Origin of the sequence: Natronomonas sp. (genome assembly GCF_028274965.1) — an archaeon.
GTDB lineage: Archaea > Halobacteriota > Halobacteria > Halobacteriales > Haloarculaceae > Natronomonas.
In genome coordinates, this window is record NZ_JAQCNO010000024.1 from 1 (window position 1) to 12172 (window position 12172).

Annotated in this window: 9 protein-coding genes and 1 pseudogene; 7 read left to right on the forward strand and 3 right to left on the reverse strand. The window is 69.3% G+C overall.

Features of this window, described 5'->3' with window-relative positions; all coding sequences use genetic code 11:
- The 5 genes from Q0916_RS04065 to Q0916_RS04085 all read left to right on the forward strand — a co-directional run.
- Window positions 1-1975 (forward strand): PAS domain S-box protein (locus Q0916_RS04065; RefSeq protein ID WP_299234754.1); only part of this gene is annotated, 1975 nt, incomplete at its 5' end.
- A 51-nt stretch (window positions 1976-2026) separates the two neighbouring features.
- A complete protein-coding gene (locus Q0916_RS04070; protein ID WP_299234756.1) occupies window positions 2027-2473 on the forward strand; it encodes a GNAT family N-acetyltransferase in 447 nt (148 codons plus the stop codon).
- 121 nt (window positions 2474-2594) lie between these two features.
- Window positions 2595-4625 carry a hydantoinase/oxoprolinase family protein gene (locus tag Q0916_RS04075; protein WP_349254504.1) on the forward strand — a complete coding sequence of 677 codons (2031 nt, stop codon included), beginning with the start codon at window positions 2595-2597 and terminating at the stop codon, window positions 4623-4625.
- Entirely contained in the window at window positions 4622-6592 is a 1971-nt protein-coding gene (locus Q0916_RS04080; RefSeq protein WP_299234762.1) for a hydantoinase B/oxoprolinase family protein, read from the forward strand. Before Q0916_RS04075 ends, Q0916_RS04080 begins: the two co-directional genes overlap by 4 nt.
- Before the next feature lie 151 nt (window positions 6593-6743).
- Complete coding sequence (locus Q0916_RS04085) at window positions 6744-8165, forward strand: FAD-dependent oxidoreductase (protein WP_299234764.1); 1422 nt, start codon at window positions 6744-6746, stop codon at window positions 8163-8165.
- A 60-nt stretch (window positions 8166-8225) separates the two neighbouring features.
- Here the strand turns inward: Q0916_RS04085 and Q0916_RS04090 are convergent, their stop codons facing one another.
- From Q0916_RS04090 to Q0916_RS04100, 3 genes are all read right to left on the reverse strand, one after another.
- The gene (locus Q0916_RS04090; RefSeq protein WP_299234766.1) at window positions 8226-9773 is read right to left on the reverse strand and encodes a class I adenylate-forming enzyme family protein; all 1548 of its coding nucleotides are present in this window, start codon (window positions 9771-9773) and stop codon (window positions 8226-8228) included.
- A complete protein-coding gene (locus tag Q0916_RS04095) occupies window positions 9770-10573 on the reverse strand; it encodes an SDR family NAD(P)-dependent oxidoreductase (protein WP_299234769.1) in 804 nt (267 codons plus the stop codon). The genes Q0916_RS04090 and Q0916_RS04095 overlap by 4 nt, the downstream gene beginning before the upstream one ends.
- A gap of 93 nt (window positions 10574-10666) precedes the next feature.
- On the reverse strand, window positions 10667-11146 hold the full coding sequence (locus tag Q0916_RS04100) for a pyruvoyl-dependent arginine decarboxylase (protein WP_299234772.1): 480 nt from the start codon (window positions 11144-11146) through the stop codon (window positions 10667-10669).
- A gap of 237 nt (window positions 11147-11383) precedes the next feature.
- Between Q0916_RS04100 and Q0916_RS04105 the strand changes: the two genes are divergently transcribed.
- Window positions 11384-11683: an amphi-Trp domain-containing protein gene (locus tag Q0916_RS04105; protein ID WP_299234775.1), complete on the forward strand. Its 300-nt coding sequence runs from the start codon at window positions 11384-11386 to the stop codon at window positions 11681-11683.
- Window positions 11684-11843: 160 nt separating this feature from the next.
- Window positions 11844-12172 (forward strand): annotated as a pseudogene (locus Q0916_RS04110) (NADP-dependent malic enzyme); the annotation flags it as partial.

The following is a 12172-nucleotide window of genomic DNA, read 5'->3' on the forward strand; positions in this document are numbered from 1 at the left end:
CCAGTACGCCGTCCTCGCAAACCGCATCACAAACGCCGTCGAGAAACACCGCACGCAGGCCGAACTCGCCGATCGGGAGCGCCGTCTCAACCTGTTTTTCGAGCAGTCGCCGCTCGGCGTCGTCGAGTGGGACGCGGATTTCGATCTCGTCCGCATGAACGACGCCGCCGAGGAGATCCTCGGGTACGCCGAATCGGAGCTGATCGGCGAGTCCTGGGAACGGATCGTCCCCGACGCCGAACGGGAGTCGGTCTCGACGGTCGTCGAGGAGCTCCTCGAGAACGATGACGGCTACTACAGCCGCAACGAGAACGTCCGCGAGGACGGCGAGCGGATCGTCTGCGAGTGGCACAACCGCGTCGTGACCGACGACGCCGGTGACGTCGTGGCGGTCTTCTCGCAGTTCCGGGACGTCACCGAACGCGAACGGCGACAGGAACGCCTCGAGGAGACCCTCGCCAGGCTGGAGACGCTCTTCGAGAGCTCCCCGGACATGATCAACGTCCACGACGCCGAGGGGAACATCCTCACGCCGAACCCGCGGCTGTGTGAAGAGACGGGCTACGACGCGGACGAACTCGCCGGGACGAAGATCTGGGAACTCGACGCGTCGATCGATCCCGAGGAGGCGCGCTCGCTTTGGGATCGGATGGACGCCGGCGACAGACACAGCATGTCTGGGCGTTACCGGCGCAGCGACGGCTCGACGTTTCCGGTCGAGGTGCACGTCAGGCGGCTCGATCTCGAGGGGCGGTCGCGCTTCGTCGCCATCAGCCGCGACGTCACCGCGCGCAGGCAGCGCGAACGGGATCGCGCGGCGACGGTGGAGTTCCTCCAGAGCCTCTACGACGTGGCGACCGATCAGGGGTCGACCGCGACGGAGAAGATCAACAGGCTGTTGGAGATCGGCCCGAAGAAGCTCGGATTACCCTACGGCCACCTGACCCGGATCGAGAGGGCCGACGGCGGCGACGACAACGGTGACGGGAACGAGGACGGGACACAGACGATCGTCGAGGCGAGCGGGGACCACGCGCTGTTGCAGCCGGGGGAGTCGTGTCCGCTCTCGCGTTCGTACTGCCGGAGGACGATCGAACGCGGCGGCGTGTTGGAGGTACAGGACGCGCTCGCCGAGGGGTGGGCCGGGGACCCGGCGTACGAGACGTTCGATCTGGCGTGTTACATCGGCACGCCGATCACCGTCGACGGGGAGCTGTACGGGACGGTCTTTTTCGCGTCGGACGCGCCGCACGCGGAGCCGTTCACCGACGCCGAACGGACGTTCGTCCGGCTCATGAGCCAGCTGGTGAGCGACGAACTCGAGCGCGAACGGATGCTCACGGAGCTCAAACGGCAAAACGAGCGCTTAGAGGAGTTCGCAAGCGTCGTGTCCCACGACCTCCAGGGCCCGCTGTCGGTGGCGAGGGGGCGACTGGAGTTGGCCCGCGAGGAGTGCGGTAGCGAACACCTCGAGTCGGTGTCGCAGGCGCACGAACGCATGGACGCCCTGATCGACGACCTCCTGACGCTTGCGCGTCACGGCGAGACCGACAGGGACCTCGAGCCGGTCGATCTGTCGGCGCTCGCCGAGCGCTGTTGGCACAACGTAGCGACCGCCGACGCGACGCTCGTGACCGACACAGAGCGCCGGGTTCGGGCGGACAGAGAGCGCCTCCAGCAGCTCGTCGAGAACCTCACCAGAAACGCCGTCGAGCACGGCGGCGGGGACGTGACGGTCTCTGTCGGCGCCACCGAGGACGGCTTCTACGTCGAGGACGACGGGCCGGGCGTCCCCGAAGCGGAGCGCGGGGACGTCTTCGATGCGGGGTACTCGACCGCGGCGGACGGGACCGGGTTCGGCCTGAATATCGCCGAGCGGGTGTCTGAGGCCCACGGCTGGGAGATCCGGTTGACCAACGGCTCCGACGGCGGCGCGCGCTTCGAGATCACCGGCGTCGAGTTCGTCGCCGGGTGAGCGCGCCGAGCGGACCCAAACGGTTATGTGGCGGCGACGACCCGGTGTGGCATGGCAGGCCCTGACATCGTCGAGCTGACGACCGAAGCCCAACTCCGGGACGCCTACCCGATCATGGACCAGCTCCGGCCGGTCGGCGAGGACCGGTTCGTCGAACTCGTCGGGACGATGTCGGCCGAAAGCGGCTACCGGCTGTTCGCGCTCCGGGTCGACGGCGACGTCCGCGGGCTCGCCGGCGTCGTCGTCGAGACCAACCTCTATCACGGTACCCACGCCTGGGTTCACGACCTCGTCGTCGACGAGCCCCATCGTGGGAGGGGCCACGGCGACGCGCTGCTGTCGTGGGTCGAGTCGTGGGCCGAAAATCGGGGGTGCTCATGCGTCGAGTTAGCCTCGGGGCTGTGGCGCGAGGAGGCCCACGGGTTCTACGAGGACCGCGGGATGGAGCGGTACTGCTACACGTTCAAGACCGACCTCCCGGCCGACAGCCCGTACTGAGATCGCCCCGGTCGGCGCCGAGACGAGGTCGCCGCCGGGTGGGGCCGACGCGCCGCCGGAGGCGGGGCCGTAGCAAGTTTTAATACCGGCGTTCGACACGAGAGACGTGCAGGATGATACCATGAAACGAGCCGGCGTGGACATCGGTGGCACGTTCACCGACGTCATCGTCTTCGACGAGGAGACCGGCGACATCGAGATCGCGAAGACGCCCTCGACCCCGGCAAACCCCGCCGAGGGCGTGATCGACGGGCTCAGAAAGGCCGAAACGGGGATCGAGGCGCTGGATTTCTTCTCGCACGGTTCGACGGTGGGGACGAACGCGCTCATAGAGCGGGAGCTCCCGCGGACCGGGCTCATCACGACCGAGGGGTTCCGGGACGTCCACGAGATCCGCGACGCGACGAAGGACGACCTCTGGGACGCCTACGAGGACGTCGCCGACCCCTACGTCAAGCGCCGCGATCGGCTCGAGGTCACGGAGCGGATCGACGTCGACGGGGCCGTCGTCGAACCGCTCGACGAGGCCGACGTCCGCGAGGCCGCCCGGATATTCGAGGCGCGCGGCATCGACACGATCGCCGTCTCGTTGATCAACGCCTACGTCAACGGCGAGCACGAGACGCGGGTCGCCGAGATCGTCGCCGAGGAACACCCCGAGGCGTTCGTCTGTACCTCCCACGAGATCCTCCCGGAGATGTTCGAGCACGAGCGGACGAGCACGACGGTCATCAACGCGGCGTTGGTCCCCGTCGTCCGGGAGTACCTGACGGACCTCTCGGCGGAGCTGAGCGAGCGGGGCTACGACGGCGACGTGCTCGCGATGCACTCCGGCGGCGGCGTGATGACGACGGAGGCGATCGCCTACTACGCCGCCCGCATCGCCAACTCGGGGCCGACGGCGGGCGCGATCGCCAGCCAGCACATCGCCGAGAGCTGCGGGTTCGAGAACGCGATCGGGTTCGACATGGGCGGAACGAGCGCCGACGTGTCGCTCACGCACGAGGGCGACATCGAGACGACAGAGGAGTGGGCCGTCGAGTACGGCTACCCGATCATGTTCCCCTCGACGGACATCGAGACGATCGGCGCCGGCGGCGGCTCGGTCGCCTGGATCGACGACGGCGGCTCGCTGCGGGTCGGACCGCGCAGCCAGGGGGCCGACCCCGGGCCGGCCTGCTATATGCGCGGCGGCGACGAGCCGACGACGACCGACGCGAACGTCGTGTTGGGGTGGGTCGACCCGGAGGCCTTCCTCGGCGGCGACATGGAGGCGACCGCCGAGCCGTCCCGGGAGGTCATCGAGCGCGACGTCGCCGAGCCGCTGGGGCTCGGTGTCACGGAGGCGGCCTCGGCGATCGAGCGCATCGCCGTTGCGAACATGTGCAACGCGGTTCGGCTCGTCTCGACGAGCAAGGGGTACGACCCCCGCGATTTCGCCCTCGTCGCCTTCGGCGGCGCGGGGCCGCTACACGCCGCCCACGTCGCCCGCGAGATGAGCATCCCGACGGTGATCGTCCCGCCGTACCCCGGGATCAACTCCGCGCTCGGCTGTCTGCTCGTCGACATCGAACACGACCTCTCGCGGACGTTCATCGCCGACGCGACGGCGGAGGTCGTCGGGGACATCGAGACGGCCTTCGCGGAGATGGAAACGGAGATCCGCGAGCGGCTCAACGAGGAGGGCGTCGACGACGACGGGATCCGCATCGACCACGAGTTGAAGATGCGGTACGCCGGGCAGTGGCGCTCGCTGGAGGTCGCCTGCTCGCGCCCGATCGAGCGCATGGAGGCGGTCCGCGATCGGTTCCACCGGCGACACGAGCGGACGTACGCGTACTCCGATCGCGACCAGCCGGTCGAGATATACGGGCTCCACGTCACCGGCCGCGGGGTCGTCGAGAAGCCCGCCTTCCCCGGGATCGAGCCGGGGACGGCGGCCGAGGCGCGCGTCGGGACCCGGGAGGCGTACTTCGAGTCCGCCGGGGGCTACGTCGGGACGGACGTGTACGATCGGTCGGCTCTGGGGGCCGGCGCGACGATCGAGGGGCCGGCGATCGTCGAGCAGATGGACTCGACGGTCGTCGTCCCGCCGCGGGCGAGCGCCGAAACGGACGGGACGGGCAACATCATCATCACGGTACCACAATGACAGGGACACAGCCACAGGCGGACATCGACCTCGATCCGGTCACCTTCGAGGTGCTCCGCAGTTCGTTCAGCAACCTCGTCGACCGGATGGCCGAACAGATCGAGCGGACGTGTTACTCGTTCGTGATCTACAACCGGGATTTCAGCAACTGCCTGAACGACGCCGAGGGCAACACGGTCATGCAGGGCTCGAAGGATATCGCCGTCCACGTCGGCACGCTTCACTACACGTGCAAGGCGACGCTCGAGTACTTCGAGGGCGACATCAACCCCGGGGACGTGTACATGGTGAACGACCCCTATCTCGGCGGGACGCACATCAACGACGTCCGGATCATGCGCCCGGTGTTTCACGACGGGGAGCTCATCGCCGTCACCCAATCGAACGGCCACTGGGCGGACGTCGGCGGGCCGGCGCCCGGCTCGTTCAACATCGAGGCCAACGACCACTTCGCCGAGGGGCTCCGCATTCCGCCGGTGAAGATCTGGGACGAGGGGGAGTTCCGCGAGGACGTCGCGAACCTCCTGACGACGAACATGCGGCTCTCGGAGGACCGGATGGGCGATCTCCGCGCCCAGACGCAGGCGACGGAGACCGCCGAACGGCGCCTGCTCGAGCTCGTCGAGAAGTACGGCGTCGACACCGTGCTGACCGCCTTCGACGAGTCCAAGGACTACGTCGAGCGCATCATGCGCGAGCGGATCGGCGAGCTCCCGGACGGGACCTGGCACACGCAGGACTACATCGACGCCGACCCCGACGCCGAGGAGGGGTTCGTCACCGTCGACGTCGAGATGACGATCGACGGCGAGGAGGTCCGCTATGACCTCTCGGGGTCCGACGACCACATCGGGAACTTCCTCAACGCCACGTTCGGAACCTCGTTTTCGGCCGTCGTCGCCGGCACGAAGATGTTCTTCCCGGACGTCCCGCTGAACTCCGGGCTGTACCGCGTCGTCAGCGCCAACCTCCCGGAGGGGACCGTCGTCGACGCGCCCGAGCCGGTCCCCGTCACGGGGTCGGTCGCCGGGGCCTACGAGAAGGTGATGAACGCCATCTTCGAGCTGTGGTCGGAGGTGCTGCCCGAGCGCGCCATGGCGTGCTCGTTCAACCTCGAGTACCTCCTCGCCGGCGGGCGGGACCAACGCCCCGGCCGGGACGGCCAGGAGTTCGCCTGGTACGACTGGATGGCCGGCGGCTGGGGCGGCCGCGACGGCAAGGACGGCTCGAACGCCACCGCGCCGGTGTTCGGCGCGGGGCTCGCCGTCCAGTCGCTCGAGGGCCAGGAGCGCGACGCGCCGCTTCTGACCAGCGAACACTCCATCGTGACGGACTCGGCCGGTCCGGGCGAGTACCGCGGCGGGTGCGGCGTCCGGAAGGGCGGCCGCGTGCTGGCGTGTTCGAACAGCGTCATGTCGTACTGCTCCGATCGGGCGCGCTCCGTCACGTGGGGGATCAACGGCGGTCTACCCGGGATCCCCCACGGCGTGACGCTCACGCAGGACGGCGACCCCGAGCCGATGGGGACGGTGTTTTCGAACCGGCCGATCGCCGAGGGCGACGAGTTCGTTCGGCCCTCCTCGGGCGGCGGCGGGTTCGGCGACCCCCTCGAGCGCGACCCCGAGGCGGTCCGGGAGGACGTCATCGACGAGTACGTCTCGATCGAGCGCGCCGAGCGGGACTACGGCGTCGTGATCGAGGAGATCGACGCCGACCGCTGTGAGTACGAGATCGACCGCGAGGCGACCGAGGCGACGCGCGAGCACATCCGCGAGCACCGCGAGGGGTGGCTCGAGGCCGACCCGGAGGCGGTCGTCGAGCGCTTCGAGGCCGGCGAACTCGACCGCCTCGATCTCGTCCGGCGCTACGGCGTCATCCTCGACCCGACGACCGGCGAGTTGCTCGATCGGACGACGGAGCAGTTCCGCGAGATGCTCGAGGCCCGCGCCGCGAGCGAGTGGGAGTGATCCCGAAAGCGGGGGGCGACGCGGTCGCTCGGGCGGCGACCGCCTGACCCGACGGCGGCGCGGACGGACCCGCGGCGCGGCCGGGCCTTGCGTCCGACGCGAACGTTTTACTATCGTCGGGCGGTACAAGACGACAACGGCACCGAAAACGATGACGCTTGCCGACATCGGGCGCTACGACGGGCGAACGGGGGACCCGCTCGGCGGTCGGGCGGTGGTCCTCGGCGGGAGCATGGCGGGGCTCTGTGCGGCGCGGGTACTCGACGACGCCTTCGGGGAGGTGGTCGTCCTCGAACGCGACGAGATTCCAACGGAGCCGACGGTCCGCGACGGGGCGCCGCAAACGAGCCAGCCCCACACCATGCTCGAGGCCGGACGGGCGGTTTTGGGGGATCTGTTTCCGGGGTTCGACGAGGACGTCGCGGCCGCCGGCGGACTCGAGTTGGACATGACCGACAGCTTCGAGTGGTACGACCAAGGCGGGACCGTGGCCGGCACCGACGCGTCGCTGCCCGCGCTGTACGCCAGTCGGCCGCTGTTCGAACACGTCGTCCGCGAGCGGATACGCGGCCGCGAAACGGTCCGGTTGCGGGGCCGGTGTCGGTTCTACGAGTACCGGTACGACGCCGCCGAAGACCGCGTGACCGGCGTCCGGTTCCGCGACGAGGACGGCGCGGAGACGGGCCTCGACGCGGCGCTCGTCGTCGACGCGACCGGCCGAACCAGCCGGACCCCGAGGTGGCTCGAGTCGAAGGGGTACCCGAGTCCGGAGACGAGCCGCGTCGAGGTGGACGTGACGTACAGCACCGTCCGCATCGAGCGGCCGGAACGCGCCCGGGGCGGCGTGTTGATCGCCGCCGAGCCCGAGCGCCCGCGGGGAGCCGCGATGATGCCCGTCGAGGACGGCCGCTGGGAGGTCGTGTTCCAGGGTCTTCACGGCGAGCGCGCGCCCGCGGACCGCGAGACGTTCCTCGCGTGGGCCGAGGAGCTCCCGATCGGGGAGATCGCCCGACAGCTCCGCGAACGCGAGTGGCTCTCGGGGATCCAGCGGTACCCCTTCCCCGCGAGCACGCGGCGTCACTACGAGGCCCTCGATCGGTTCCCCGACCGGCTGGTCGTCACGGGCGACGCCGTCGCCAGTTTCAATCCGATCTACGGCCAGGGGATGTCCGTCGCGGCGCTCGAGGCCCTCGCGTTGCACCACGAACTCGACGGCGGACTCGGGGGGCTCGGACCGCGATTTTTCGACCGCGCGAGCCCGATCGTCGACGAGCCCTGGCGCCTCGCGGTCGGCAGCGACTTCACCTTCGAGCGGACGGCCGGGCCGAAGCCGACAGGGACGGACCTGTTCAACCGCTACGTCGCGTTGCTCCTCCGGCGGGCCCAACGCGACGGCGCGCTGACGGAGGCGTTCTTCCGCGTGTTCCGGCTGGAGCGGTCCGTGACCAGCCTGCTGCGGCCGGGCGTCGTCTGGCGCGTGCTCCGGCCCCGGTTCGGCGGGGACCCAGAGGGAGACGCCTCGGAGGATCGGGTGCGGTTCGGCCGCGACGCCCCGGAGACGCCGGGCGATTGAGCGTCGCCGGGCCGACGGCTGCAGTGGACGACCGGTCCGACGGCGCTGGATCGGCCCCGCTCAGCCGTCGAGGTCGTTGGCCTCTCGGTCCCAGTGGTCGGGGCGCTCCTCCCGTTCGCGCTCGCGCAGTCGCTGTTTCTGTACCTTCCCGGTCGGCGTGTAGGGGAACTCCTCGACGAACTCGACGTACCGCGGGAGTTTGAACGACGCCAGCCGTCCCCGGCAGTGCTCGACGATCGCGGCGGGGTCGATCTCGCGGCCCTCCGTCGTCCGGACGAGCGCCTTGACCACCTCGGTGTAGAACTCGTCGGGGCTCGGGATGACGGCGACCTCCTCGACCGCGTCGAGGGACTTGATCACGCCCTCAACCTCGTACGAGGAGATGTTCTCGCCGCCGCGGCGGACGATGTCCTTCTTCCGATCGAGGAAGTACAGAAAGCCGTCCTCGTCGATCGTGCCGTAATCGCCGGTGTAGAACCAGCCGTCCTCGATCGCCTCGGCGGTCTTTTCGGGCTGGCCGTGGTAGCCGGCCATGAGCGCCGGGCACCGCTGGACGATCTCGCCTTTCTCGCCGGTTCCGACGGGCTCGCCGTCGTCGTCGACGACGTCGATGCGCTTTTCGGCCGGCGGCAGCCCGACGCTACCGATCCGTCGCCTCTCGGGGTCCGTCGGGTTCAGCATCAAAAGGGGGTCCTCGGTGAGGGAGTACCCCTCGACGACCCGAAGGTCGAAGCGCGCCTCGAAGGGCTCGATGAGTTCGGCGGGCGTCCCCGCCGAGAAGACCGACTCGACCGGGTTATCGGCGTCGGCGTCGGTCTCGGGGACGTTGTCGAGCATCTTCAGCATGCTCCCCATGGCGTTGAACTCGGTGACGCCGTGCTCGCGACACCACTCCCACCACCGCGAGGACGAGAACCGCTCGTAGATGACGACCTCGGCGCCCGCGGCGGCGGCCCCGAGCGTCGAGTAGATCTGCGCGTTGGCGTGAAACAGCGGGAGCGCGGTCAAGAGCGTGTCCGCGGCGGTAAAGCCCATCCGCTTTTGGAAATCGATCGCGCTGATCGTCCAGTTTTCGTGCTGGCACTCGACGGCCTTCGGCGGCCCCGTCGTCCCGGAGGTGTACATGTGCAGGCCGATCGATTCGGCGTCGCCGTCGTGGGGTTCGACCGTCGGCGGCTGTTCGGCCGCGCGCGCCGGGAGCGAGTCGTACCCGTCGGTCGCCTCGGTCAGGAGGATCCGATCGACGCTCGTCCCCGCGGCCGCGTCTCGGGCCGTCTCGAGGAGGGCCGGCGTCGTGACGAGCACCTCCGGCGCCGAGAGATCGAGGGAGTGTTCGAGTTCGGCCGGCTGGTACTCGGGGTTCGACGGGGCGGTGACGCTGTCGAGGTAGGCGTTTGCGAACATCGAGAACACGAACTCGGGGCCGTTCGGCAGGAACAGCGCGACACGGTCGCCGGCCCCGACCCCGGCCGACGCGAGCGCGTTGGCGTACCGTTTCGCGTTCGCGGCCGTCTCCGCGTAGGTGTACGCCGCGTCCTCGAAGGTGACGAAGGGCTTTTCGGGCGTTTTGTCCACCCTGGTTTCGAGGAGCTCCTCGATCCGCATCATTCGTCGCTGACGCCGCTCCAGGTGTTCGTTGCGCCGCCGTCGACGATCACCGACTCGCCGGTGACGAACCCCGACAGCGAACTCGACAGATACAACACCGCGTCGGCGATGTCGTCGGGCTGTCCGACCCGGCGTAAGGGCGCGGCCCGCTCGTAGGTGTCGGTCGCGGCCCTGTCGTCGCCGAACATCTCCAGGTCCTGTCTCGTCAGCGGCGTCTCGACGAGCCCCGGACAGACCGCGTTCGCGCGGATCCCGTGGGGGCCGAGCGCGGCCGCCATCGCGTACGTCATCAGCCGAACGGCGCCCTTCGAGGCGCAGTAGTGCGCGCCGGTCGCCCGCCCCGTCACGCCGGAGATGCTGGCGACGTTGACGATTGCGCCCTCCCGGTCGGCCTCGATCATCCGGTCGGCGGCGGCCTGGGCGGCGAAGAAGGTCCCCTTGGCGTTGATGTCCATCATCCGGTCGTAGTCGGCCTCGGTTATCTCTAAGAAGTCGTCGCTGCGCGAGATGCCGGCGTTGTTGACCATGATCGTGACCCCGCCGAGGGCCTCGGCGCCCTCGACGGCCGCGGCCGTATCCGAGGGCTCGGAGACGTCGCACTCGACGTAGCGGCCCGCCTGCCCGTGCTCGGATTCGATCAGTTCGTGGGTCGGATCGCCGCCGCCGCGGGGCTCCGATCGGAGGTCCGCGACGACCACGTCGGCGCCGTGTTCGGCCAGTCTGAGGCTGATCTCGCGTCCGATGCCGCTCGCGCCGCCCGTGACGACGGCGACGTCGTCGGTGAGGTCGATCGCTCCCATCGGTCCGACAACGGTGCGGCTCGTTATCAGTGTTCGGTGCGGCGACGCTCCGGTCGCCGGGCGGGCGCCGACGGCGGCGCGACGGGTCTCCGCTCAACGCGAGGCGGTCGTCAACGGCTCGTACACCGCCGCGACGACCGCTGCGCCGGCGTTTGCGTGTTCCACCGTGTGTTCGACGACGCGCGTTTCGACGTCCGGCTCCCAGCGCCAGGCCTCCCGGGTCGACTTGGCGTCCCTGATCCCGCGTCGAAGCCGCGTCTCGACGTCGGCGGCGCTTTCGCCTGACGCCTCGAAGAACACGCCCCCCTCGTCGGAGCGCGCCCACCCGAGCCCGGCGGCGACCGTCTCGTCGGCGCTCGTCGAGGCGCGTTCGGCGAGCACCGCGCCGACCATGTCGCCGACGTCCCAACGCCCCCGGTGTGAGCCGACCGGCTCGACCGACTCGCCTTTCGGGATCACCGACGACAGCGTGATCAGATTGTAGTTGTGTATCCCGGCGTCCGCGAGTGCGGCGTCGAACGCGCTCAGTTCCGTGGTCCCCTCTGCGCTCCCCCAGACCAACTCGATCGACATACCGTCCGTTCGGACAGCGGGGAATTATATCCACGGACTTCGGAGAACTCCGGGGGTCCCCGCGCCGATCGAGAGGAGAAGCCGTCTCGGTTCGGCTGCGCGGCGCCTTCGGCGGGCCGAACCGTTTTTGCTCCGCGGTCGGCTACCGTGCGGTACGGCGCCCGCGGCGCGCCGACTCCTCGTCGCGGCCCGCCCGAGTGGCCCGGGACGAACGCCCTCCGGACGGACGAAAAACCCATGTCAGACACCGAGCCCACCGCGGACGAGACGGACCGAACGACGATCAAACGAGGCCGGGAGTTCGAGCGGGAGTACCGCCTCAGCGCGGCCGAAGCCGGGGCGTTCCTGATCGAGGTCGGCGAGCAGCTCCGGGACAGCGAGGAGTTGACGATCGTCGAGGAGGAGTGGGAACTCCCCTTTAGGTTCGGCGAACCGGTCGAACTCGAGATCGACTTCGACGGCGTCGGCGACCCGGAACTCGAGATCGAACTCGAACTCCCGGGACGGACGGACGAGACGGCCCCCGACGTCGAGTAACCGACCGCCCCGTTCGCTGCTGCCCGACGCCGAGGCCGACTGAGAGCCGATACCGCTCGCCGTCGGTCAGAGCCGAGGGCGGAGACGGGGCCGGACGCCCCGGCCGGCACCCCTCGGGCGCAACACGACCACTCATTAGCCTCCACGCCGCGGGTCCGGTATGGGACTTGAGGAAGACTCGCTGGAGTACCACCGGCGCACACCCCCCGGCAAACTCGAAATCTCGACCACCAAACCCACCAACACACAACGAGACCTCTCGCTCGCGTACTCCCCCGGCGTCGCCGCACCCTGCACCGAAATCGCCGACGACCCGACGGCCGCCTACAGGTACACGACGAAGGGCAACATGGTGGGGGTGGTCTCGAACGGCTCGGCCGTCCTCGGGTTGGGCGACATCGGCGCCCAAGCCTCCAAACCCGTCATGGAGGGCAAAGGCGTCCTCTTCAAACGCTTCGCCGACATCGACGTCTTCGACATCGAACTCGA

What these genes read in the sequence shown, in the direction of transcription:
- Q0916_RS04070 (WP_299234756.1), top strand. Translation starts at nt 2,027, where the DNA reads ATGGCAGGCCCTGACATCGTCGAGCTGACGACCGAAGCCCAACTCCGG.
- Q0916_RS04075 (WP_349254504.1), top strand. Translation starts at nt 2,595, where the DNA reads ATGAAACGAGCCGGCGTGGACATCGGTGGCACGTTCACCGACGTCATC.
- Q0916_RS04080 (WP_299234762.1), top strand. Translation starts at nt 4,622, where the DNA reads ATGACAGGGACACAGCCACAGGCGGACATCGACCTCGATCCGGTCACC.
- Q0916_RS04085 (WP_299234764.1), top strand. Translation starts at nt 6,744, where the DNA reads ATGACGCTTGCCGACATCGGGCGCTACGACGGGCGAACGGGGGACCCG.
- Q0916_RS04090 (WP_299234766.1), bottom strand. Translation starts at nt 9,773, where the DNA reads ATGATGCGGATCGAGGAGCTCCTCGAAACCAGGGTGGACAAAACGCCC.
- Q0916_RS04095 (WP_299234769.1), bottom strand. Translation starts at nt 10,573, where the DNA reads ATGGGAGCGATCGACCTCACCGACGACGTCGCCGTCGTCACGGGCGGC.
- Q0916_RS04100 (WP_299234772.1), bottom strand. Translation starts at nt 11,146, where the DNA reads ATGTCGATCGAGTTGGTCTGGGGGAGCGCAGAGGGGACCACGGAACTG.
- Q0916_RS04105 (WP_299234775.1), top strand. Translation starts at nt 11,384, where the DNA reads ATGTCAGACACCGAGCCCACCGCGGACGAGACGGACCGAACGACGATC.